This window comes from Acrocarpospora phusangensis (assembly GCF_016862995.1).
GTDB lineage: Bacteria > Actinomycetota > Actinomycetes > Streptosporangiales > Streptosporangiaceae > Acrocarpospora > Acrocarpospora phusangensis.
Genome location: NZ_BOOA01000008.1, coordinates 1 through 22,670, shown reverse-complemented (window position 1 = coordinate 22,670; position 22,670 = coordinate 1). Strand labels below are relative to the sequence as shown.

Genomic DNA, 22,670 nt, shown 5'->3' with positions numbered 1-22,670 from the left:
GGGGCCAGTTTCCGGACGGGGCCTGGCCGCAGGCTTCTCGGCCCGGAGGTCGGTGTCCGGCCACAGCCTTCCCTGCCCGGGTGTCAGTTGCCCGATACCGCCGAGGAGCCGCGGGCCTCGCGTGCCGCGCGGACCATTTCGACCTTGGCGCTGGCCGCGTACTTGTCGACGTACTCCTGGCCGGAGAGTTCCATCAGCGCGTACATGATCTCGTCGGTGACCGCGCGCAGGACCAGGAAGTCGTTCTCCATGCCGTAGTAGCGGGAGAAGTCGAGGGGCTTGCCGTACTTGACGCCGGGGCGGATGCCGAACTTGGGGATGGGACGGCCCGGGGGCATCATCTCGAAGGTGTTGATCATCGCCCAGGGGATGACCGGCGCGCGCGACTCCAGGGCCAGGCGGGCGACGCCCGTCTTGCCCTTGTAGAGGCGGCCGTCCGGGGAGCGGGTGCCCTCCGGGTAGATGCCGAGGACGCTGCCCTCGCCGAGCACGCGCAGGCCGGTGCGGAGCGCCGCCTCGCTGGCCTTGCCGCCGGAGCGGTCGATCGGCACCGTGCCGACGCCGGAGAAGAAGGCCCTGCTGACCAGGCCCTTGATGCCGCTGCCCGTGAAGTAGTCGGACTTGCCGAGCGAGATCACCTTGCGCGGCAGGAACAGGGCACCGAAGAAGTGGTCGGCGAAGGACAGGTGGTTGCCGGCCAGGATGACCGGCCCCTCCTTCGGCACGTTCTCCACTCCCTCCGCCCACGGACGGAACACGAAATGGAGGAACGGCCAGAGGATGGCCTTCACCACCCAGTAGAACACTCGGGGCTCTCCTTCGGTTGTTTCCAGTGGAGTCATCTTCGCACGCCTGACCCCCTCGCACGACTGAGGCGTAACGTGCGACTATCGGGCAATCTTTCCAATTTTGGAGGGGACATGCCGCTGCTGCCGGGCGCTGAGCCGTACCACCACGAAGGCGGACAGATCGGGGTGTTGCTCTGTCATGGCTTCACCGGGACGCCGCAGTCCCTGCGGCCATGGGGGGAGTTCCTGGCCGAGGCCGGGATCACCGTGTCGCTGCCCCGGCTGCCCGGCCACGGCACCACCTGGCAGGAGATGAACCGCACCCGGTGGGAGGACTGGTACGCGGAGCTCGACCGCGCGTACGCCGAGCTCAAGGCGACCTGCGCCGACGTCTTCGTGATGGGCCTGTCCATGGGCGGCTGCATGGCGCTGCGCCTGGCCGAGGTGCACGGGCAGTCCATCCGGGGCGTGGTGATCGTCAACCCGTCCGTGGTCAACGACAATCCCCTCCTGGTGCTGGCGCCGCTGCTGAAGTGGGTGATGCCGTCCGTCCCGGGGCTCGGCAGCGACATCAAGAAGCCGGGCATCGTCGAACTCGCGTACGACCGGACGCCGGTGCGGGCCGCCGCGACCCTGCCCCGGCTGTGGAGACTGGTCCAGTCCGAGCTGGACAAGATCACGCAACCGGTGCTGGTCTTCTGGAGCCCGGAGGACCATGTCCTGAAACCGGCTAACGTGGAACTACTCCGGACGCGAATGGGGGGAAATCTGGAGGTCCGGGAGTGCGTGGACAGTTACCACGTCGCGACCCTGGACAACGACGCTCCGGCCATCTTCTCGGGGAGCCTCGACTTCATCCGCCGTTACGCGTCTGTACCCTTGACTAAGGACTCTTGACCTGGGATCGATGTGACGCCACAGAGTGATGAGGACGAGGTCTGGCGTCAGATCGTCGCCTCCTACAACGAGACACCCGACAACGGCTCGGCCGATCAGCCATGGCCGGACCGGGAGAACGTCGCGGCCGTTCCGGCGACCGAGACGGCCGACCCCGAGCCCGCCGAGATCGACGACTCCGAGCAGAGCGACGGCGACGGCGCCGGCCAGACCCGAACCGACGAAGACAACGACCACTACGTCCCGCCCCCGCCCGACCCGCTCCCCAAGACCGACGCCCTCACCAAGGCCTCCTGGCTGGCCCTGTTCGGCGGCCCCGCCTACCTGCTGCTGGCCGCCCTGCTGAGCTGGCCGATGGACCCGTGGATCGTGTTCGCCGCGGTCGCGGCCTTCATCGGCGGCTTCGTCACCTTGGTCGTACGCATGGGCGACGGCCCGCCCAACGACTCGGGCTGGGACGACGGCGCCGTCGTCTGAACAACTGAACGGTCCGACCCGCTCAGCGGTTGGCGACGGGCCCGAAGGTCTCGACCAGGTCGCCGTAGTGGTTGGCGTCGTCCAGGGCGTGCCCGACGGCCATGGTCAGGTCGCCGACGCGGGTCACGGACTGGAGCCGTACCGTCCTCGGCTCGGCGGCGGGCTCGCCGCGCAGCGGCTCCCAGCGGCGGCCGGTGAACTTGAACAGGAACGCCTCGTCGGGTCGGGCCGGGTCGTGGCCGGAGGCCCAGAAGCCGCCCTCGCCGTCGCCGGTCACGCCGTACAGCTCGGCCTCGGCGATGGGGAGGCGTTCCCGGGACCAGCGTTTGCCGTCCCAGCGCAGGATCAGCGGTTCGACGCCCTCGTCGCCGTGGAACACGCCGCCCACCGCGACGGCCTTCTTGGCGCTCTGGATGTAGACGTCCCGCAGGTACCCGCCCTTGATCGCGGGCGCGGCGACGGACTTCCAGCCGCTGCCGGTCAGCCGCATCACCAGCGGCCGCGAACCGGTGTCGCCGACCGCCCAGCCGTCCTTGCCGGACAGCGCGACCCCGTGCAGCGCGCCCGCCGGGCCGATCACGGCGGTCCAGCTGCCCGAGCCGGTGGCGATGAGGCTGCGTCCGCCCCGGCTGCCGACCGTGACGACCTTGCCCGGCTGCGCCGCGACCGACCGCAGCCAGTCACCGCCGCGCACCGCGGGCACGATCACCCGGTCGAACCCGCCCGGGCCGCCCCGGCCGATGTACGGCACGCCGTCGTGCCCGTCCCCGACCACCCACAGCTCGTTCGCCGACACCGCGCTGATCGACCGCAGCGGCCCGACGCCGGTCACGTCGCCCCGGGCCCGTACCTCGGTCCAGGACCTGCCGTCCCAGCGGGTCACCACGCCCCGGTTCTGCCAGACGTCCCAGATGCCCTCCTGGCCGACCGCCCACACGTCGTTCTCGGACAGCGCGGCCACGTCGGCGAGCGAACTGCCGTTGCCGAGGCGCGCCGAAGCCGCCTGCCGGACGATCTCGTCGGCGACCGCCTTGGGGCGGGACGGTGGTGGCTGGGCGTGCGCGACCGCTGTGACCTGGGGGAGTTGGCCGGTCAGGAGACCGGCGAGAAGCCCACACAACGGCACCACGCGCCGGATCAGGCAGCGGGCCATGACCAAATCGTACGGGCCGGAACCCCGGCAAGGTGCCGAGAGACCCAATTCTGGTGACATTGCCCGAGACACCCCTTCCCGTACGGCGTCACGCCATCCGGGATAGGTCCGCCACCACGGGCCGGTGATCGGTGGCGGTACGCAGGTCGTCGAGGCTCGGGACCTCGTCGGAATCGCCGCAGGCGTGCACGGTCAGCCCGTGCCCGACAAAAACCCCGTCGATCCGCTTCTGCGGATTTTTCGCGCTATAGGTGTGGCCGTCGCCGCGCGGGGCGGTGGCGTACCCGTCGGTGAAACGGCCGGACAGGTACCGCCAGGCCGGTCCGGCGGGCTCCTCGTTGATGTCGCCCGCCACGACCGGGACGGCCTCATGCTCCGCGGCGGCGGCCTCGATCCGGGCGGCGACCTCCCTGACGTGCGACAGCCGGGCCCCGGCGTGCAGGTCCAGGTGAACCGAGCCGACGGCCAGGCGCGTCCCGTCGACGTCCACCACCGCGATGGCGATCGCGCGCCGCTCCAGGCCGGGGAACCATCGCAGCCGATGGTGCTCGGCGTGCACGACGGCGGCGCGCGGGCCGGTCAGCACGGCGACGCCGCTGGTGCGCGCCCCCGCCGCCAGGCGCAGCCCGGTGACCCCGGGCAGCGCCCGGGGCCGCCCGCGCGGGGCCTCCTGCACGCACAGCACGTCGGGGCGGAGCACGCCGATGACCCGGGCCAGCGCCTGACGGTCATCCCACAGCGCGCGCACGTTGTAGGACGCGACCCTGATCACCGATCCACACTAGCCAGCGCGGCGGGCTCACGGCAGGCGCGCGAGATCGGCCGCCCCCACCAGACCCGCCGACGCGCCCAGCTCCGCGATCCTGATGTCGGCCAGCGGGCGGTGGCCGCGCCCGGTCACCCGTTCGGCGAAGGCCACCCTGACCTGGTCGAGCCACAGGTCGGCCGCCTGCGAGACGCCCCCGCCCATGATGAAGCAGCCGGGGTCCAGCACGGCGGCGAGGTCGGCGAGACCCTGGCCCAGCCAGCCCGCCATCGACTCGAAGGCCTCCAGGGCGACCGGGTCGCCCTGCCGGGCGGCGTCGGTGACCTCGCGGCCCTCGATCTCCTCCGGCGTGCCGCCGGCGATCTCCAGCAGCAGGGCGGCGCGTCCCGGGTCGGCGGTGGCCAGGCGGCGGGCCTCGGCGACCAGGGCGTTGCCGCTCGCGTACTGCTCCCAGCAGCCGAGGTTGCCGCAGCCGCAGAGCTTGCCCTCGGGCACGCTCTGGATGTGGCCGAGTTCGGCGCCCATGCCCCAGCGGCCGCGGTAGAGGGCGCCGCCGAGCACGATGCCGCCGCCGATCCCGGTGCCGACGGTGACGCAGACGACGTGCGTCTCGCCCCGGCCGGCGCCGAACCGGTACTCGCCCCAGGCCGTCGCGTTGGCGTCGTTCTCCACCACCACGGGCAGGCCGACCAGGTCGGCGACCTTCTTCTGCAGTGGTTCCTCACGCCAGGCCAGGTTGGGGGCGAACCGGACGACCGAGCGGGTCTCGTCCACGAACCCGGCCGCGCCGACGCCCACCGCCTCGACCTCGTGCCGGGAGGCCAGCTCCTTGATCGCCTCCGCCACGACGCCGGCCACCAGCTCCGGGTTGTCGGCGGGCGTGGGCCTGAGCAGGCTTTCGACGATCTTGCCGTCGTCGTCCACCACTCCGGCCGCGACCTTCGTCCCGCCGATGTCGATGCCGATGGTCAGCGTCATGCCGCCCCTCCCGCAGTAGAGCCCCGGGGGTGCCCGGGTGCTCAGCCCAGATCGATGTGCTCTACCCGCGAGTCATCCTGCCGTCGCGGCGTGGCCGGGCGCTGCAGAGCGTCGACCGCCTGCCGGAAGGCGGCCAGCAGTTCGCCGCCCGCCGCGATCAGGTGGTCGGTGACGTCGCCACCGGACTCCTTGCGGGCGGCGATGACGCGGCAGACCGGACAGGCCCGGCAGATGTACTCCTCATGATCATGCCCGGAAACCGCCTCCCCCCACACATCTTCCCGCCTGTTGCGGCCCGTACTGCCGCTGAAACCGCTGAGTCCGCTGCTGAGCCCGCTGCCCGCGCCCTTCACGAACCCCTTGCCGATCTCCCGGCCCACCCGCTGCTGCAGCGAGTCGAGGAACTTCATCGCCTCTTCCGCCGCGGAACCGAGCGGATCCGGCCGATCATTGCTTTCCGTCATATCTCGAACGTTACCCGGAGGTGGCCGTCCTGGAGCGCCGCCGAGGCGACCGTACGGCGGGCCAGCCCCGCGGGCAGCGCGATGATCCGCCGGTAGGAGCCGGCGGTGACGATCAGCTCCTCGCCCTTGCGGGCCAGATCCACCTCGGACCGGTCGGCCAGCGGCAGCCACAGGGTCAGCTCGTCGGCGCCGATCCGCATCGGGGGTTCGGCGGCCGGCGGGGCGAAGGGGTCGTGGCCGGCGTACAGGACCTCGCCGACCTCGGCCAGGGCGTCCACGCCGACGGGTTCGGCCGGCAGGTACGGCACGGTCAGGATCGGCAGCGGCGCGAAGGACCCGTGCACCTCGGCCAATTGCCTGGCCTGCGCCTCGACCCAGCGGGAGCGCCACTCGTCGGCGCCGTCGGCGGGGAAGACGCGGTTGGCGACGACGGCGTCCACGCGGTAGCCGTACAGGCTGAGGGAGGTGAGGGTGCGGCGGGCCTCGGCGACGACGACGGCCTCGGGGGTGAGCACCAGGCGGACGGAGGCGTTGTCGCCGGTGAGGAGTTCGCGGACGGCCATCAGGCCGCGGTGCAGGCGCTCCCCCGCCGAGATGACCTTGTCCTCGGGGGCGCTGACCTTGGCGACCTGCCGGACCAGCGGGCCGAACGCCTTCAGCAGCCGCCTGCCGATGGGGAGCAGGCGGTTGACGTGCCAGTCCAGCGCCTCCGGCAGGGCCAGCAGCCGGAGCGTCTCCGCGGTGGGCGCGCAGTCCACCACGATCACGTCCCACCGGCCGGTACGGGCCTGCTCGCGCAGTTCGAGCAGGGCGATGACCTCCTCGGCGCCGGGCAGCACGGTCACCTCCTCGGAGGTGATCTCGTCCAGGCCGAGTTCGCGGAAGGCCGCCCTGGCGTAGTCGCGCAGTTCGCCCCAGTGCCGTTCGAGGGAGCGCTGGGTGTCGACCTGCTGGAGGTAGAGGCCGGGGGCGGCCTCGACCGGGTCCTGCGCGGCGGCCACGTCCAGCGCGTCGGCGAGGGAGTGCGCGGTGTCGGTGGAGACCACGAGGGTCTTCAGGCCGCGCCTGGCCGCGAGCGTGGCGGTGGCGGCGGCCGCCGTCGTCTTGCCGACGCCGCCCTTGCCGGTGAAGAGCAGGACCCTCATGGGCTCTCGGCGCGTTTGCGCAGCCCCTTGAGGGCCGTGTCGATGATGACCTTCTCGGCCTTGCGCTTGATCATGCCGATCATCGGGACCTTGAGGTCCACCGCCAGCTCGTAGGTCACCTCGGTGCCGTCGCCGCGCCGGGCGAGGCGGTAGCTGCCGGTGAGCCCGGAGACCATCCGCCCGCTGTCGACGATGTGCCAGCTCACGGCGGCGTCGTCCCAGTCGTAGGCCAGCGTGTACTCATCGCTGATCACGCCAGCGTCCAGGACGAAGCGGACGGTGGCCGGGCGGCCCTCCGCGTCCTCGGTCAGGATGCGCGCCGACTTCACCTGGCCGGCCCATTCCGGGTACGCCGGGAAGTCGGCAATCACGGACATGATGGTCGGCCCGTCGGCCCCGATCATGATGCTCGACGTGGTGCGATCAGCCATGGGCTAACCGTACTTCACCATTCGAGAGCGAACGGCGTCCCACGACCCCTGAAATGGCCGACATTTATGCATTCGGTCCGGCCGATTCTGGTCCTGGCCACCAGCGGCTGGTGCACGTGCCCGAACAGCGCGTACCTCGGCTGGGTACGGCGGATCGCCGCCAGCGTGGCCTCGCTCCCCCGCTCGAACCGCCGGGCCACGGTGTCGTACAGCAGGTCGGGGACGGCCGGCGGGATGTGGCTGCACAGCACGTCCACGTGGCCGAGCGCCTCGACCTTGCGCGCGTACTCCTCGTCGTCTATCTCGTACGGCGTGCGGTAGGCCGTCCGCAGCCCGCCGCCCACGAACCCGAAGGTCAGCCCGCCGATCTCGATCGTCTGCCCGTCCAGGATGTGGTGGCCGGGGCGGGCGTAGTCGGGCCAGAGCGCGGGCAGGTCCACGTTGCCGTAGGTGAGGTAGGCGGGCGTGGGCATGGCGGCGAAGATCTGCGCGTACTGGGCGCGGACGGCCCTGTCGATGTGCTCGCGCGGGTCGCCGCCGAGCGCGGCCCACAGGTCGGCCGACATGGCGCGGGCCTCGGTGAACCGCCCGGCCGTGCGCAGGTCGATGAACTCCTTGGCCCGCTCCGCGCCGAACAGGTCGGGGAAGATGCCCTGCGAGTGGTCGGCGTAGTCGACGAAGAGGATCAGATCGCCCAGGCAGATCACGGCGTCCGCGTCTTCGCCGGCGCGGGCGAGCGCGTCGGCCCGCCCGTGGACGTCGCTGACGACATTCACCCGCATACCGTCATATTACGTGCCGTTTACCGGCCGTCCCGCGCCTGCCTGGGCCCTCAGCGCGGCGGACCCTTGATCCACATGCTGGCTGATAGCGTGAAATTGCCCGGATAACGCCTGGGTGACGGATCTACCAACGCGTAACTTCTCGCGGTAGCGTCCGGTGCAAACTTACCCAGCCGTGCCACGAAGGAGTGACCGTGCGCGAGTACAGCGTTCCCGTGCTGGTGGACGTCCCATTGTCGGCCAACTGCACCGACACGGTGTTCCAGCGGGCGGTGGACGAACCCGGCGCCGTCAGCATCCGGCGCCAGGACGGCCAGACCGGCCAATGGATCGCGGTCACCGCCTCGGAGTTCCGGGACGCGGTCGCGGGCGTGGCCAAGGGCCTCATCGCGGCGGGCCTCGAACCCGGCGACCGGATCGCCCTGATGTCCCGCACCCGGTACGAGTGGACCGTGGCCGACTACGCGATCTGGGCGGCCGGCGGCGTCGGCGTGCCCATCTACGAGACGAGCTCCGCCGAGCAGGTCAAGTGGATCATCTCCGACAGCGGCGCCAAGGCCGCCATCGTGGAGACCTCCGCCCACGAGGAGACCGTACGGGAGGCCGCGCCCGACCTGCCGCTGCTGTGGAACATCGACAACGGCGGCCTGGGCACGCTGACCGAGTCCGGCGCGGACGTCACCGACGAGACGCTCGAAGAGCGCAGGACCGGGCGGGGCGGGCGGGACCTGGCCACGATCATCTACACCTCGGGCACCACCGGCATGCCCAAGGGCTGCCGGATCACCCACGACAACCTGCTGTTCACCGCGCGGAACGTGGCCCTCGGCCCGCTGGAGAGCATGTTCACCGTGGACGGCCGGGCCGCGCTGCTGTTCCTGCCGCTGGCGCACAGCTTCGCGCGCATGGTGCAGATCGTGCTGCTGGAGACCGGGACGGTGCTCGCGCACACCCCGAACATGAAGAACGTCGCCCCCGACCTGCAGTCGTTCCAGCCGACCTTCCTGCTGGGCGTGCCGCGCGTGTTCGAGAAGGTCTACAACGGCGCCGAGCAGAAGGCCACCGCCGACGGCAAGGGCAAGATCTTCCACACGGCCGCGAACGTGGCCATCGAGTACAGCAAGGCCGAGTCGACCGGCGGCGCCGGTCTCGGCCTGCGGCTCAAGCACGCCGCGTTCGACAAGCTGGTCTACGCCAAGCTGCGCGCCGCCACCGGCGGCAAGCTCACCGCGGCCGTCTCCGGCGGCTCCGCGCTGGGCGAGCGCCTCGGCAACTTCTTCCGCGGCGTCGGCATCGAGGTCTTCGAGGGCTGGGGCCTCACCGAGACCTCCGCGCCCTCCACGGTCAACATCCCCGGCGCGAACAAGGTCGGCACGGTCGGCAAGCCCTTCCCGGGCGTGAGCATCGGCATCGCCGACGACGGCGAGATCCTGGTCAAGGGCCGGCACATCTTCGACGGCTACTGGAACAACGAGAAGGCCACCGCCGAGGTGATCGACTCCGACGGCTGGTTCCACACCGGCGACGTGGGCGAGCTGGACAAGGACGGCTACCTCAAGATCACCGGCCGGAAGAAGGAGATCCTGGTCACCGCGGCCGGCAAGAACGTCGCGCCCGCGCCCCTGGAGGACAGCATCCGCGCGCACCGCCTGATCAGCCAGGTCATGGTGGTCGGCGACGACAAGCCCTTCATCGGCGCGCTGGTCACCCTCGACCCGGAGGCCATGGCCCAGGTCACGCTGACCGACGAGGAACTCCACGCCGAGGTGCAGGGCGCCATCGACAACGCCAACCGCATGGTCTCCAAGGCCGAGCAGATCAAGAAGTTCGTCATCCTGGAGTCCGACATCACCGAGGAGACCGGGCACCTGACCCCGTCCCTGAAGGTCAAGCGCGGCGTGGTCATGCGCGACTTCGCCAAGCAGATCGACGAGCTCTACGGCTCCTGACGGCCGTCCCCGGATGGTCGAGGAGGCCGGCGAAGCGGGCGGCGACCCGGTCCCAGGTCCACTCGGCCTCGATCCAGGCGCGCCCGCGCTCGCCCATGGCGCGGGCCGCGTCCCGGTCCCCGAGCAGGGCGGTGACGGCCTCGGCGACGGCGGCGGCGGAACCGCCGTCCACGACGAGGCCGGTGTCGCCGTGGCGGACGGCGTCGGGCGCGCCGCCTGAACTGCCCGCCACGACGGGCAGCCCGGTGGCCGCGGCCTCCAGATAGACGATGCCGAGCCCCTCCACGTCGATTCCGGCCAGGCGCGTACGGCACGGCATGGCGAACACGTCACCGGCGTCGTAGTGCGCGGGCAGCTCCGACCACGGGACCGGGCCGGTGATGACCACGCTGTCGCGGTGCCCGGCGGCGGCGCGCTCCAGCGACCTGCGGGACGGACCCCCGCCGACGAGCAGCAGGCACGCGTCCGGCACCTCCGCGAGCACCCGCGGCCAGGCTTTGATCAGCATGTCCTGGCCCTTGCGCGGCACCAGGCGGGAGACGCAGACGACGACGGGACGGCCGGTCAGCCCCAGCGCCGCCCTGACCCGGTCGCCGCCCGCGCCGGGACGGAAGAGCGCGGTGTCGACGCCCGGCGCGAGCCGGGCCAGCTTGTCCTCCGGGATGCGGGTGCTAAGCCGGGCATGCGTGTACGCGCCCAGGTAGGTGACCAGGTCGGCGTGCTCCCCGATGCGGCGGAGCAGGTCGCGGGCGACGGGCAGGCGGGCCCAGGAGGCCTCGTGGCCGTGCGTCAGCATGATCACCCGGTCGGCTCCGGCGTCCCGCAGCGCCGGGGCGAGCAGCCCGAGCGGGGCGGCGGCCCCGAACACCACCGTGTCGCCCGGCTCCACCAGCCGGACCGCCCGCCGCGCCACGTCCCTGGTCGGCAGCATCAGCTTCCCCGGATGCCGGACCACCCGGTACGGCTGCCGCGCGTCGAACTCCCCGTCCCCCGGCCAGCACGGCGCGTACACCACCACCGAACCCGGCGGACGGCGGGACGCGAGGGAGTGCACGAACGACTGGATGCCGCCGGGCCTGGGCGGGAAGTCGTTGGTGACGATCAGCGTGCGCCCCATGAGGACCTCCGTCCGGCGCCGCCCCGCCCGGTCACGGCGCCCCGGTCACGGCTCCGCCACGCTGTTCGCGACGGCCCAGGAGCGGGCCATGGCGATGCGCTGCGGAGCCGTCGGGTGGGATACGTAGAGGACGTATTCGAAGGTGTCCGGAGACAGGTCGGAGATGTTGCGGGTGGCCAGGCGGCGCTGCATGGCGGTGAAGGTGGCCGGGTCGCGGGTGAGCTCCAGGGCGTGCAGGTCGGCGCGGGCCTCGATCTGCCTGCTCACCAGGTTCTGCGCGGGGCTGGACAGGAGCGTGCCGAGGGAGACGAGCCCGACCAGCAGGCCGGCCGCGCGCGGATCCCCCAGGGCGGGCACGCCCGCCCGGCGGCGCAGGACCTGGGCCGCCAGGAACAGCAGGCAGGTGCCGGCGGCGGCGCCGAGCGCGCCCACCAGGGTGCCGTGCAGCACGTCGTCGTTCTTGGCGTGGCCGAGCTCGTGCGCCACGATCAGCTCGGTCTCCTTCGGGGGCTCCTTGAGCAGGTTGTCGTACACGACGATCCGGCGCGTGGCCCCGAACCCCGACACGTACGCGTTGAGCGCCGTCGTGCGCCGGGAGGCGTCGGCGACGAGCACGTCCTCGACCGGCACGCCGTCCCGCTCCGCCATGGCGAGCAGGTCGTTCCTGAGCTGCCCGGCCTGGAGCGGCCTGAAGTCGTTGAACACCGGCTCGACCAGCACCGGGTAGGCGAACGACAGCCCGACGGTGAGCACGAAGGCCCCCGCCGACGCGGGGATCCACCACCGGGCCGGCCACTTCCTGGCCAGGGCGACGATCACCAGGATCATGATCGCGGACAGGGCGACCTGGAGGGCGAAGTTCTTGAGGCGGTCGCCCGTCCAGGTGGCCCACGTCTGGGTGGACAGCCCGTACTCCCGGAAGACGGTCTCCTGCCACATGCCGAGCGGCCAGCGGAGCACCAGCGAGACGGCGTAGACGGCGAGCACGCCGAGCAGGGTGCGCGCCCACCAGGGACCGCGCAGCCGGGCCAGCAGCCCGGCGCCGAGCGGCGTGGCCACCAGGACGCCCGCCACCAGCAGGGTGACGCCCAGCGACAGGTAGGCCGGCGTGCTGGTCGCCGTGTCGAACGCCTGGGCGCGGGCGATCTCCCGGGCGCTGAAGTCCCGCGCCGGATCCGGTTCCGCCGCCGGCGCTCCCACCGCCTCCCGCCAGGGCGTCGTCACCGCGACCACGGCGATGAACAGCACGCCGAGGCCGGCCAGCGCGATCGCGGCCCCCCGTGTCCCCGACCGTTCCACCGGTCACCTCCCCCAGAAACCCGCTGCCCTTCGTATCACACCGGCCCGACAAGCCGCCGCCGCATATAGTCCCGCCACGCCTCGGTGAACTCCGCCGTGCTCAGGCCGAGGACGTGCGCCATCGCCTCCTCCGGGTCGCCGTCCCGCGCCTCCCGGTAGAGCGCGATCAGCCGCTCCTGGCCGTACCGCTCGGCGACGTACCGGCAGGCCAGCCACGCCTCCTCGTACGCGTGCGCCAGCCGGGCGGCCCCGGCCTTGAACGCCGCCCTGCCGGGCAGTTCCCGCGGCAGGACCCCCGCGCGCACCTCCGCCGCCAGCTCGGCCGCCACTCGACGGTCGGTGAGCCCGCTGCCGAGGTATCCGACATAGTCGGCGAAACCCTCCACCAGCCACATCGGCATGTCCGGGCTCACCGCGGCTCCGGTGGCCACGTGCGTCAGCTCGTGCGCCAGCACGACCCGCCGCCCGACCTCGGACAGCCGCGCGAACCCCGCGGGCTCCACGATCACGTGATCCACGTCCGCCAGGGCCGCCATCCCGTGCACCCCGGCGGGCATCGCCAGCACCGCCGCCTCCTCGGTCGACCCCGGCACCAGCACCACGACCCCGGCGATCGGCCACACCCGGTTCACGTGCCGCCGAGCGGCCTCCACCTCCCGCGCGAACGCGACGGCGAGGTCGTCCCCGGTCCCCGCTTCCGCACCGCCCTCTTGATCGGAGGCGGTCGTGGCCGTCCCGGGAACGATCGCGGCGACCGATGCGCTCGGGGCGATCAGCAGGAGCGACCCACCGTCCCGGACCGTCGTCGCGCCCGTCCAGATCCCGGGGTGCTCGCGGGCCGTCACACGCGCGCGGGCCAGCAGGTCGTCCACGGGAGCGGACGCGGACGCCATCAGCACGGCCGCCAGGAGGGCGGCGGTCAGCCGTGGGCGCATGGAGGGATCGTATGCGCGACGGCGGCGTGGGACCGCCGCGTTCCGGCATGGCGCGGGCGAGGCCCGGGCGAGCGGAACGGCCGGCCGGCTCGCCTGGCGCTCTCGGCAGAGGGCAGCGCTCTCACCACAAGAGCGTCACGGCACGGGCCGAGGGGAACGGCCGGCCGGCTCGCATCGCGCTCTCGCCGCAAGGGCGTCATATCAACCGGCGGTCAGTCGGGCTTCTCGCGCAGGGTGGCCGTGTAGTCGGCGACGAGCGTCCGGAAGTCGTGGATCAGGTTCCGCAGCAGGTCGAGCTGCTCGTCGGTGTAGGTGGTCGCCAGCCGGGCGACCGCCTCCAGCAGCCCGTCGAAGAGGGCGAACGCGTGGCGGGCGCCTTCCTCCGAGGCCACCACCAGAACTCGGCGGCGGTCGGCGGGGTCGCCTTCGCGGGTGACGTACCCGGCGCGGACCAGGCGGTCGACGGCGGTGGTGGTGGCGCCCGAGGTCAGGCCGATGGCCGCCGCCAGCTGCCCGGCCGTCATCGGGCCGTCGCGGAACAGCGCGTTCAGGCAGATCAGATCGGTCTGGTTGATGCCGATCCGCGCCGCGGCGGCCTGGCCGACGGTGTCGACGTCGGCGGCCAGGTCGAGCGTGGCGAACACCAGCGCCCGGTGCGCGGGCGAACTGTCCCGTACGCCGGGGGGTTCCGAATATTCTCTTGACACTCTAACCTTTAGATCGTCGAGATATTTTACGGTCTTACTAATTTTACCAGGGAAGGCACCGTGATCCTTCGCGCCCTGACCCGCTGGGTCCTCCGGCATCGCCGGCTGGTGACGCTCACCTGGCTCCTGCTGACCGTCGCCGGAGCGATCGCCGTGACACCCGCCACCGAGGCCATGACCCCCGACTTCGGGGCCCTGCCGGGACGGCCGGGCTACGAGACCAACCAGCGCGTCCTGCGCGACTACGGCAACGGCGGCGCGGCGGATCCCGTCCTGCTGGTGGTGACCGCGCCGCCCGGCGTCCGGGTGGACACCCCGGCGGCGGGAGCCGACCTCGGCCGCGCCCTCGGCCTGGTCGAACGCGCGGTCGGCGAGGTGCGGGCCGTCTCGTACGCCGCCACCGGCGACCGGGGCCTGGTCTCCGCCGACGGCCGTACCACGTTCGCCCTGGTCTATCCCCCGGCGAGCGCGCAGTTCCCGCCGTACGCGGCGGCGATCCCGCGCATGGAGCGGGCCCTGGCCGGCGTCCGGGTGGCCGGCGCGCCGGTCCGGGTGACCGGCACCGACGCCCTGTTCATCCAGTCCAGCGAGGCGAGCGGGCCCGGGCTGCTGGCGGAGACGCTGATCGCCGGGGTCGGGGCCCTGGTCGTGCTGGCGGTCGTGTTCGGCTCGGTGCTGGCGGTGCTGCCGCTCGTCATGGCCGCCATGGCGGTGCTGGTGACGTTCCTGGCCGTGTGGGGGCTGACCGGGGTGATGGAGGTGTCCTTCGTCGTGCAGTTCCTGGTCGGGCTGATCGGGCTCGGCGTCGCCATCGACTACTCGCTGCTGATCACCACCCGCTGGCGGGAGGAGCGCGCCGCGGGAGCCGGGAACGAGGCCGCCGTCGAACGCGCCATGGCCACGGCGGGGTCGGCCGTGGTGCTGAGCGGGGTCACCGTGGCCGTCGCCCTCGCGGCCATGATCGTCCTCCCGGTGCCGTTCCTGCGCGCCATGGGCGTCGGCGGACTGCTGATCCCCCTGTTCAGCGTGCTCGTCACGGTCACTCTGCTGCCGGTCCTGCTGGCGAGCCTCGGGACGCGGCTGGACTGGCCGTACCGGAACCGGCGGCCGTCGCGGCCCGCGCGGCGGTGGACGGCGTGGGCGGCGGCGGTGGTCCGGCGGCCGGTGGCGGCCGCGCTGCTCGCGGCCGTCGCGCTCGGGGCGCTGATCCTGCCCGTCGGGGACCTGCGGCTGGGCGCGCCCGTCCCCGCGTCCATGGCCTCGTCCGGTACGGCCCGGGCCACGCTGGACGATCTCGGCCGCGCGGGCTTCGGCCAGGGGGTGCTGAGCCCCGAGTACGTCCTGGTCGAAGGCGGCGACCCGGCCCGGGCCGTACAGACGGCGCGAGAAGTTCCCGGAGTGCGGGCCGTCCTGGCCGACCCCGCCTGGCGACGGGCGGGGACGAGCCTCGTCGCCGTTCTCGTGGACGAACCGGCCGCGGCGGGCGAAACCCGCGAGCGTCTGCGCGCGGCCCTCGCCGAGGTGCCAGGCGCGCGCGTCGGCGGAGCCGCCGCTCAGGGGCGCGACTTCGTCGAGGCCGTGTACGGCGTCGCCCCGCTCCCCCTCGCCATGATCCTCCTGGTCACCCTGGTCCTGCTGGTCCGCGCCTTCCGCTCGCTCCTGCTGGCGGTCAAGGCGGTCGTGCTCAACGCGCTCAGCGTCGCCGCCACCTTCGGCCTGGTCGTGCTGGCCTGGCAGCAGGGTCTCCTGTCGGAGGCGCTCTGGGGCATCGAGGCCACCGGCGCCCTCACCGAATGGGTGCCGGTGATGGTGTTCGCGTTCCTGTTCGGCCTGTCCATGGACTACGAGGTCTTCATCCTGGCCCGCATCCGGGAGGAGTACGACGCGACCGGCTCCACCGCCGAGGCGGCGGTCCGCGGGGTGGCGCGCACCGGGCGGCTGGTGACCAGCGCCGCGCTGATCCTGTTCCTGGCGTTCGTGTCCCTGGCCGCCACGCCCGGCACCGAGGTGAAGATCTTCGCGACGGCGCTCGGGCTGGGCATCCTGCTGGACGCGACCGTGGTCCGGGCCCTGCTCGTGCCCGCCCTGGTGGTGCTGTTCGGCCGCGGGAACTGGTGGCTGCCCCGGCCGCTCGTGCGCCTCCTGCTGGTCGGGGAACGCGGGGGACGAAAAGACCTCATCGGTGCTCCGCCCAGGGACCAGGCGGAGCACCGATGAGGGATGGATCTAGATCACGGTCAGAGACCGGGTCGTACCGCGCCGACGAAGGTGCGCTTGCGGTAGGTGTTCAGCTTGTCGATGCGAACCCGGGCGCCGCTGTGTGGGGAGTGGACCATCCTGCCCTTTCCGACATAGATGCCCACGTGCCCGCCGCCGCTGGTGAAGATCAGGTCGCCGGGGCGCAGGTTGCGCCAGGACACCTTCTTCTTCACCGCCCTGCGCTGGGAGTAGGTGGTTCGCGGAAGCTTCACGCCTGCTTTGCGCCAGGCGTACACGACCAGGCCGGAGCAGTCGAACGAGCCGGGACCGGTGGCTCCCCACCGGTACGGGTCGCCGATCTGCGCCTTGGCCACCGCGACGGCCCGCTGGGCCTTGGACCGCTGGCGTGCGGCCTTCGTGACGGTGGCGCGCTTCTTCGCCGGGACCTTCGCGGCGCCGGCCTGGGGGTGGCCGGCGGGGAGGTCCAGCGCGGGAACGCCGCTGATGGGAACGTTCCCGGCAATGGCCGGGTCGGTGGAGCCGATCTTCGTGAGGGTGACTGCCGCCGTTTCAGCCGCCACCGGCTGCGCCGCGAAGACTCCGACCGAGGCCGTGAGAGCGACGCCGCTCAGGGAGAGACGGGCAAGACGGGACAGGCATGCGGGGGTGGTGGACAGGATCGCTCCTATGATCTTCCTCTTGCGCCTACCGGGTTAGCTGACGGATTCGGGCGGGGAAGTCGCCCTACGGTGGAATTGCCACCGATTCACCCCTGAGCGCCTGCGTACAGGGCCTATTGGGTCCCCGGCTCCATGCCTCCTGACTGCATGGACTCGGCCGGCCGCATTTGTGACATGCGACACATGGATCTTTATGGAGACATCAGCACATTTGGCTGACAGGGACGCGACGGCATGGCTTGCACGTCGCGGGCCAGAAACTACCGAGCTTTCCCTTGATTCGGCAAAGCTTTCTCCAAAAGATAAAGATCAGATAACTCGGAATGTGCGAGAAAACCCCTGCTTACACTGGTATTTCGCCGATGAATGTGACTCTGGTCACACATCGGGAATCAGAGGCTGAATGCCGTCCCACGGGCCCCACCGGCCCCACGGGTACGCAAGATCGTTCCAACGCCGGACGGCAAGCGCTTACCCAAGCACCGATATTTCGGGATTTCGGGCTCTACGCCCAGGATGGTTAGGGACGTACAGCCTTGTCGGGGTTGTACTGGCTGAGAGGCGTGACCTTGACCACGTCACCCGTCTGCGGCGAGTGCACGACCTTGCCGTCGCCGGCGTAGATGCCCACGTGCCCGAACCCGCTGTGCCACACCAGGTCCCCCGGCTCCAGCGAGCTCACCGACACCCGCCGGTTGGCCCCCCAGGCCCACATCTCGTAACTGGTCCGCGGCAGGCTCACGCCACCCTTGCGCCAGGCCGCCTGTACGAGCCCAGAACAGTCCCACGACCCCGGACCCGTGCCCCCATACCGGTACGGCTTCCCGATCTGCGCGTACGCGAACTCAAGGGCCGCCAGCGCGTTGCCCGACGCGGGCCCGGTGTAGACCTGCCCGGCGCTGTTGGTGTTGCCCGGGTTGTACGCCCCGAGCTCCCGGAGCAGCTTCACCTGCTCCTCGACCATCCGGTCGGCCTTTTTCTTCTTCTTGACCAGCTCGTCCTTGATCTTGGACGCGTCCTCGTACGTCTTCTTCCTGGCTTCCCGCTGGTCGCGCAGGCCCTTGATCGCGTCCTCGAACGTGGCCAGCGACTTGGAGCGGCCGACGGCCAGCTGGTCCATCAGCGCCAGCGTGTTGAGCATGGCGTCCGGGTTGTCGGCGGTGAACAGCCCGCTCAGGGTCCGGAAGTCGCCCGTCTGGTAGTTGCTCACCGCGACGCCGACGACGCCCGCCCGTAACGCCTGGACCTGCCGGTCCTTGTCCTTGAAGGCGAGGTTGACCTTGTCGTACTGCTTCTTCGCCTTCTTCCACTTCTCGTTGGCGCCGTTGTAGTCGTCGACGATGTCGTCCATCTGCTTGTTCAGCTTCCGGAGTTTGGCCTGCGCCTCGGCGATCGTGGGCTTCGGGTCGGCCTGCGCGCCGACTACCGGGAGGAGGATGACGGCTGCGGCCATACCCGCCGCGACCGAGACTCGCCCACGCACAAGGACCCCTTCCAGACGGACAGACCTGGTCGGGAACTCTAGTGAAGCGATCTTGCTCGCTCAACCGATTCGGGCTATTTGCCCTGCTCATCACCTATCGTGATCACTCGATCACGAACGGCCAAGGCGCCTGAGCAGCAGGGTGGACGGCACCGGCCTGGCGCCCATCCGGCGTACCGACTCGGCCACCTCCCGGTCGGAGGAGACCACCGCGATGGCCCGGCCGGGCGGCTCGATCCTGACCAGCTGCCGGATCAGGTCGTCCGCGATCTGCCCGGGGGCGCTGAAGGCCACCCGCACCCCGCGCGGCGCGGAGACCTGGACGGGACCGTCCAGCTCGGCCCCGTCGAACACGCAGGTGATCTCCACCTTGACCTGCACGGCCAGCCCGCCCAGGCCGGTCAGCAGCCGGCTGCGCTGGTCCACCAGGGTCAGCGAGCCGTATCCCGTCTTCGTGACGTTGTAGCCGTCTACCACCAGGTGCAGGTTGGGGATGGCCAGCAGCTGGTCGAGCAGCTGCGGGTCGTCGTCGGCCAGCGCCCGCGCGGGCACCGCCCGCACGCTCGGCGGCCCCGGCGTCACCGCGGTCACGTAGTCGGCCGGCCTGCTGATGGACGTCGGCAGCGACAGCTCCTTGCGCAGCCCCTTCGCGGCGTCCTCCAGCGCGTCCATGAGCACCCGGATGCGCGCGTCCTCGACGCTGCGCCCCTCGCGGGCCGCCCGGCGGCTGGCCTCCAGGTGGCGCTCCGCCTCGGCCAGCCGCTCCTTCAGCTTGCGGATCTCCGCCTCGGCGGCGGCGCCCGCGCCCGCCACCCGGTTGCGGGCGTCGGCGGTGGCGGCGTCCAGCTCCTGGGCGCGCAGCTCGGCGGCCTTGGCCCGCTCCCTGGCGTCGTGCAGCTTGCGCCGCAGCTCGGCGTTCTCGGCCCGCGCGCCCCGCAGCTGCTCCCTGACCCGGTCGACCTCCTCCTTGGCCGCCGTGCGCTGGGCCGCGAGCTGCTCGCGCAGCTTGCTCTCGGCCTGCTCGCGCTGGCTGCCCAGCGCCGCCTGCCGGTCGATGTCCTCGCGCGCCCGCTCCACCAGCTCGGGCCAGCCGGGCGGCCTGGTCAGGTACGCCGCCGCGGCCACCAGCACGGGTTCGGCGGCGGGCGGCACGGTCTCCTCGGCCAGCGCGGCCACCAGCTCGGGCCACGCGGCGGTCAGTGCCTCCGCGACGAGCTCCCGGAACTCCTTGTCGTTCTCCAGCTGCGCCGCGATGGGCGCGCTCCCAAGCCGGGCCCGCTTCCTGGGGTCGAACTTGGCGATGCCGCGCAGCGGCGGCGGAACCGTCCCCGCGGGCATCGCGCCGAGCACCTGCGCCGCCAGTTCGACGACGTGAGCCCGAACCTGCTCGGGCAGGGGACGAGACAGGCCCTCTCCGGCTGAACTCATCCCTGGTCGCTCCTCGTCCTGGTCTTTCATTCAAGGGTACGGCTCAGCGGGGCCCCCACATCACTTTCCGCGACTTGCCCGCCTCCACTGCCCGAATCAGTGGATTTCACCAGCTACCGCCCCACTACTTAACCACCACCCCACCGGCAACCAGGGACGATCTATCACATACCGTGCAGATAGGGCCTCCGTCGTGCGCAGCTGCGGCCACGGCGGAGGCCCGCCACCCGGCCGGCACACGGCCACCGCACGGCCACCGCACCGCCATCGCACGGCCGCTTGGGCGGAATCAGGTGATTTAGTCTGGTCGGATGCTCAAGCCCGCGTACCCCATCGAGACGCCCCGCCTGATCCTGCGGCCTTACGAGGCCGGCGACCTGCACGCCGTACACGCCTTCCAGTCGCTGCCCGAGGTGACCAGGTATCTCTACTGGGGTCCGCGTGACCTGGCCGAGGTGCGGGAGTCCCTGGAGAAGAAGATCCAGGTCACGGAGCTCACCGACGAGGGGCAGGCGCTCGCGCTGGCCGTCTGCGAGCGGGAGGGCGGCGCGCTGGCGGGCGAGTGCCTGCTGTTCTGGCACAGCCGCGAGCACCGGCAGGGCGAGATCGGCTACATCCTCCATCCGGCGTTCCACGGCAAGGGCTACGCCACCGAGGCGACCAGGGAGATGCTCAGGCTGGGCTTCGAGGGACTGGGACTCCACCGCATCGCCGCCCGCTGCGACGGTCGCAACACCGCCTCCACGAAGGTCATGGCGCGACTCGGCATGCGCAAGGAGGCGCATCTGGTCGAGAACGAGATGGTCAAGGACGAGTGGACCGACGAGATCATCTACGCGATGCTGCGTCGCGAATGGGACGAACTCGTATAGACACGACACGCGGGGCGGCGGCAATCCCGGGAAGTGTCGGTCCGCGTCTCTATGGTCTAGGGCGTGGAACAGGGCACTCTAGATGATCTCGGGACTCCGCTGGCCGGCGTGACGTTCGTCGTCTTCGACCTGGAGACCACCGGCACCTCCGCGGCCGAGCACGGCATCACCGAGATCGGGGCCGTCAAGGTGCGCGGCGGCGAGATGCTCGGCGAGTTCGCCACGCTGGTGGACCCGGGCGGCCCGATCCCCCCGTTCATCTCGGTGCTGACCGGGATCACCGACGCGATGGTGGTGGCCGCCCCGCGCATGACCGAGGTCCTGCCCAGCTTCCTGGAGTTCATCCGGGGCTGCACGCTGGTGGCCCACAACGCGCCCTTCGACCTGGGCTTCATCAAGGCCGCCTGCGCGGCCCAGGGCTACCCCCCGCCGGTGAACCCGGTGGTGGACACCGCCGACCTCGCCCGGCGGGTGCTCAACCGCGACGAGACGCCCAACTGCAAGCTCGGCACGCTGGCACGCTTCTTCCGGAGCGGCACCGAGCCCTGCCACCGGGCCCTGGCCGACGCCCGCGCCACCGTCGACGTGCTGCACGGGCTGATCGGCCGCGTGGGCTCCCTGGGCGTGCACACGCTGGAGGACCTGCGGGGCTTCGTCCGCATGCCCACCCCCGAGCAGCAGCGCAAACGCCACCTCTCCGAGGGCGTGCCCAGCCGCCCGGGCGTCTACATCTTCGAGGACGCCGCGGGCGAGGCCCTCTACGTCGGCAAGAGCTCCAACCTGCGCAACCGGGTCCGCAGCTACTTCACCGCCAGCGAGACCAGGCCCCGCGTCCGCGAGATGATCGGCATCGCCGAACGGGTCAGGACCATCGTCTGCGCCACCGGCCTGGAGGCCGAGATCCGCGAACTGCGCATGATCGGAGCCACCAAACCGCGCTACAACCGGCGCTCCCGCTTCCCCGAGCGGGTCGTCTGGCTGAAACTGACCAACGAGCCGTTCCCCCGGCTCAGTATCGTCCGCGACCTCAAGGACGACGGCGCCACCTACCTCGGCCCGTTCGGCAGCAGCCGTACCGCCGACGACGCGCGCACCGCCATGCACGAGGCGCTCCCGCTCCGGCAGTGCGGCGAACGATTATCAGCCACGGTCTTCCGCAGTGCCTGCACCCTGGCCGAGCTGGGCAAATGCGGCGCCCCCTGCGACGGCAGGCAGTCCCAGGCGGCGTACGGCGTGCACGTCGCCCAGGCCCGCCACGCCATGGAGCACGACGCCGGCCTCGTCTTCTCCGCCGTGGAGGCCCGGATGGACCGGCTCTCCGCCGAACAGCGCTACGAGGAGGCCGCCGTCGACCGCGACCGCCTCGCCGCGTACGTGCGGACGGCCGCCCGCATGCAGCGCCTGCTCTCGCTCACCCGCATCGAGCAGATGGTCGCCGCCAGCCCCGCCTTCGACGGCGACTGGGACATCCACGTCATCCGCCACGGCCGCCTGACCGCCGCCGGCGTGATGCCCCGCGGCGCCCACCCGGTGCCGTACGTGGAGGCCCTGGTCGCCACCGCGGAGACGGTCATCCCCGGCCCCGGCCCCACCCCGGCGGCCAGCGCCGAGGAGACCGAGACCATCCTGCGCTGGCTGGACACCCCCGGCGTCCGCCTGGTCCGCGTCGAAGGCGGCACCTGGAGCCTCCCGGCGTACGGCGCGGGCCGCCTGAAGGGGCGGATCGACCGCGCCTACGAGAGCCTGCGGGAGCACCGCCCGAGGGAGGGCAGGCCGCTGCGATAGGTTGATCTCACGTCAGCCAGAAACGGGAGAGATCACATGATCACCGCGATCGTGCACATCAACGCGGATGTCGCTCGGATCCCCGAGGTCGCGCAGGCCATCGCCGATCTCGACGGCGTCAGCGAGGTCTACTCGATCACCGGGGAGTACGACCTGATGGCCATGGTCCGGGTGAAGGGCTACGAGGAGATCGCCGAGGTGATCCCGGGGCGGCTGAACAAGGTCCCCGGCGTGCTGCACACCGAGACCCACATCGCCTTCCGCGCCTACTCCCGCCACGATCTGGACTCCGCCTTCTCCATCGGCCTCAGCGACGCCGACTGACCCCGGCACGT

At 71.6% G+C, this 22,670-nt stretch carries 22 protein-coding genes and 1 riboswitch; of the genes, 7 read left to right on the top strand and 15 right to left on the bottom strand.

Going from position 1 to position 22,670, the window contains the following annotated elements; genetic code table 11:
- Positions 1-83: 83 nt before the first annotated feature.
- Positions 84-806, bottom strand: a complete 723-nt coding sequence (locus Aph01nite_RS06720) for a lysophospholipid acyltransferase family protein (RefSeq protein ID WP_204039883.1) — start codon at positions 804-806, stop codon at positions 84-86.
- Between the two features lie 114 nt (positions 807-920).
- Between Aph01nite_RS06720 and Aph01nite_RS06715 the strand changes: the two genes are divergently transcribed.
- Together Aph01nite_RS06715 and Aph01nite_RS06710 are read left to right on the top strand one after the other, a co-directional pair.
- Positions 921-1,685 (top strand): alpha/beta hydrolase, encoded by a 765-nt coding sequence (locus Aph01nite_RS06715; protein ID WP_204039882.1) that lies wholly within the window; start codon positions 921-923, stop codon positions 1,683-1,685.
- A gap of 12 nt (positions 1,686-1,697) precedes the next feature.
- Positions 1,698-2,162 carry a hypothetical protein gene (locus Aph01nite_RS06710; RefSeq protein ID WP_204039881.1) on the top strand — a complete coding sequence of 155 codons (465 nt, stop codon included), beginning with the start codon at positions 1,698-1,700 and terminating at the stop codon, positions 2,160-2,162.
- A gap of 22 nt (positions 2,163-2,184) precedes the next feature.
- Here the strand turns inward: Aph01nite_RS06710 and Aph01nite_RS06705 are convergent, their stop codons facing one another.
- The 7 genes from Aph01nite_RS06705 to Aph01nite_RS06675 all read right to left on the bottom strand — a co-directional run bounded on the left by Aph01nite_RS06705 (position 2,185) and on the right by Aph01nite_RS06675 (position 7,881).
- Complete coding sequence (locus tag Aph01nite_RS06705; RefSeq protein ID WP_204039880.1) at positions 2,185-3,315, bottom strand: hypothetical protein; 1,131 nt, start codon at positions 3,313-3,315, stop codon at positions 2,185-2,187.
- Between the two features lie 88 nt (positions 3,316-3,403).
- The gene (locus Aph01nite_RS06700; RefSeq protein WP_204039879.1) at positions 3,404-4,087 is read right to left on the bottom strand and encodes an endonuclease/exonuclease/phosphatase family protein; all 684 of its coding nucleotides are present in this window, start codon (positions 4,085-4,087) and stop codon (positions 3,404-3,406) included.
- A gap of 27 nt (positions 4,088-4,114) precedes the next feature.
- On the bottom strand, positions 4,115-5,059 hold the full coding sequence (locus Aph01nite_RS06695; protein ID WP_204039878.1) for an ROK family glucokinase: 945 nt from the start codon (positions 5,057-5,059) through the stop codon (positions 4,115-4,117).
- A 41-nt stretch (positions 5,060-5,100) separates the two neighbouring features.
- Complete coding sequence (locus tag Aph01nite_RS06690) at positions 5,101-5,523, bottom strand: DUF5304 family protein (RefSeq protein WP_204039877.1); 423 nt, start codon at positions 5,521-5,523, stop codon at positions 5,101-5,103.
- Complete coding sequence (locus Aph01nite_RS06685; protein WP_204039876.1) at positions 5,520-6,668, bottom strand: ArsA family ATPase; 1,149 nt, start codon at positions 6,666-6,668, stop codon at positions 5,520-5,522. The genes Aph01nite_RS06690 and Aph01nite_RS06685 overlap by 4 nt, the downstream gene beginning before the upstream one ends.
- Complete coding sequence (locus Aph01nite_RS06680; RefSeq protein ID WP_204039875.1) at positions 6,665-7,099, bottom strand: SRPBCC family protein; 435 nt, start codon at positions 7,097-7,099, stop codon at positions 6,665-6,667. The genes Aph01nite_RS06685 and Aph01nite_RS06680 overlap by 4 nt, the downstream gene beginning before the upstream one ends.
- A 14-nt stretch (positions 7,100-7,113) precedes the next feature.
- The gene (locus Aph01nite_RS06675; RefSeq protein ID WP_204039874.1) at positions 7,114-7,881 is read right to left on the bottom strand and encodes a metallophosphoesterase family protein; all 768 of its coding nucleotides are present in this window, start codon (positions 7,879-7,881) and stop codon (positions 7,114-7,116) included.
- Between the two features lie 194 nt (positions 7,882-8,075).
- Here Aph01nite_RS06675 and Aph01nite_RS06670 point away from each other — a divergent pair, with 194 nt between their 5' ends.
- Positions 8,076-9,830, top strand: coding sequence for an AMP-dependent synthetase/ligase (locus Aph01nite_RS06670; protein ID WP_204039873.1), 1,755 nt, complete (start codon positions 8,076-8,078; stop codon positions 9,828-9,830).
- Here the strand turns inward: Aph01nite_RS06670 and Aph01nite_RS06665 are convergent.
- The 4 genes from Aph01nite_RS06665 to Aph01nite_RS06650 form a co-directional block, all read right to left on the bottom strand.
- On the bottom strand, positions 9,784-10,947 hold the full coding sequence (locus tag Aph01nite_RS06665; protein WP_204039872.1) for a glycosyltransferase family 4 protein: 1,164 nt from the start codon (positions 10,945-10,947) through the stop codon (positions 9,784-9,786). The genes Aph01nite_RS06670 and Aph01nite_RS06665 overlap by 47 nt on opposite strands.
- Positions 10,948-10,992: 45 nt before the next feature.
- Positions 10,993-12,246, bottom strand: coding sequence for a M48 family metallopeptidase (locus Aph01nite_RS06660; RefSeq protein WP_204039871.1), 1,254 nt, complete (start codon positions 12,244-12,246; stop codon positions 10,993-10,995).
- A gap of 35 nt (positions 12,247-12,281) precedes the next feature.
- Positions 12,282-13,181 carry a peptidase MA family metallohydrolase gene (locus Aph01nite_RS06655; protein WP_204039870.1) on the bottom strand — a complete coding sequence of 300 codons (900 nt, stop codon included), beginning with the start codon at positions 13,179-13,181 and terminating at the stop codon, positions 12,282-12,284.
- A gap of 212 nt (positions 13,182-13,393) precedes the next feature.
- Positions 13,394-13,888 (bottom strand): MarR family winged helix-turn-helix transcriptional regulator, encoded by a 495-nt coding sequence (locus tag Aph01nite_RS06650; protein ID WP_239161438.1) that lies wholly within the window; start codon positions 13,886-13,888, stop codon positions 13,394-13,396.
- Between the two features lie 60 nt (positions 13,889-13,948).
- On the opposite strand from Aph01nite_RS06650, the gene Aph01nite_RS06645 reads away from it, so the two are divergent.
- Positions 13,949-16,105 (top strand): MMPL family transporter, encoded by a 2,157-nt coding sequence (locus Aph01nite_RS06645; protein ID WP_204039868.1) that lies wholly within the window; start codon positions 13,949-13,951, stop codon positions 16,103-16,105.
- A gap of 20 nt (positions 16,106-16,125) precedes the next feature.
- Here the strand turns inward: Aph01nite_RS06645 and Aph01nite_RS06640 are convergent, their stop codons facing one another.
- From Aph01nite_RS06640 to Aph01nite_RS06630, 3 genes are all read right to left on the bottom strand, one after another.
- Positions 16,126-16,668, bottom strand: a complete 543-nt coding sequence (locus Aph01nite_RS06640; RefSeq protein WP_239161437.1) for a C40 family peptidase — start codon at positions 16,666-16,668, stop codon at positions 16,126-16,128.
- Between the two features lie 106 nt (positions 16,669-16,774).
- Positions 16,775-16,936: riboswitch (cyclic di-AMP (ydaO/yuaA leader) on the bottom strand.
- Between the two features lie 351 nt (positions 16,937-17,287).
- Positions 17,288-18,250: a C40 family peptidase gene (locus Aph01nite_RS06635; RefSeq protein WP_239161436.1), complete on the bottom strand. Its 963-nt coding sequence runs from the start codon at positions 18,248-18,250 to the stop codon at positions 17,288-17,290.
- Between the two features lie 111 nt (positions 18,251-18,361).
- Positions 18,362-19,678, bottom strand: coding sequence for an NYN domain-containing protein (locus tag Aph01nite_RS06630; RefSeq protein WP_204039867.1), 1,317 nt, complete (start codon positions 19,676-19,678; stop codon positions 18,362-18,364).
- A gap of 311 nt (positions 19,679-19,989) precedes the next feature.
- Here Aph01nite_RS06630 and Aph01nite_RS06625 point away from each other — a divergent pair, with 311 nt between their 5' ends.
- The 3 genes from Aph01nite_RS06625 to Aph01nite_RS06615 all read left to right on the top strand — a co-directional run bounded on the left by Aph01nite_RS06625 (position 19,990) and on the right by Aph01nite_RS06615 (position 22,659).
- Positions 19,990-20,550, top strand: coding sequence for a GNAT family N-acetyltransferase (locus Aph01nite_RS06625; protein ID WP_204039866.1), 561 nt, complete (start codon positions 19,990-19,992; stop codon positions 20,548-20,550).
- A gap of 63 nt (positions 20,551-20,613) precedes the next feature.
- A complete protein-coding gene (locus Aph01nite_RS06620; protein WP_204039865.1) occupies positions 20,614-22,335 on the top strand; it encodes a DEDD exonuclease domain-containing protein in 1,722 nt (573 codons plus the stop codon).
- A 36-nt stretch (positions 22,336-22,371) separates the two neighbouring features.
- Positions 22,372-22,659: an Lrp/AsnC family transcriptional regulator gene (locus Aph01nite_RS06615; protein WP_204039864.1), complete on the top strand. Its 288-nt coding sequence runs from the start codon at positions 22,372-22,374 to the stop codon at positions 22,657-22,659.
- Positions 22,660-22,670: the final 11 nt, after the last annotated feature.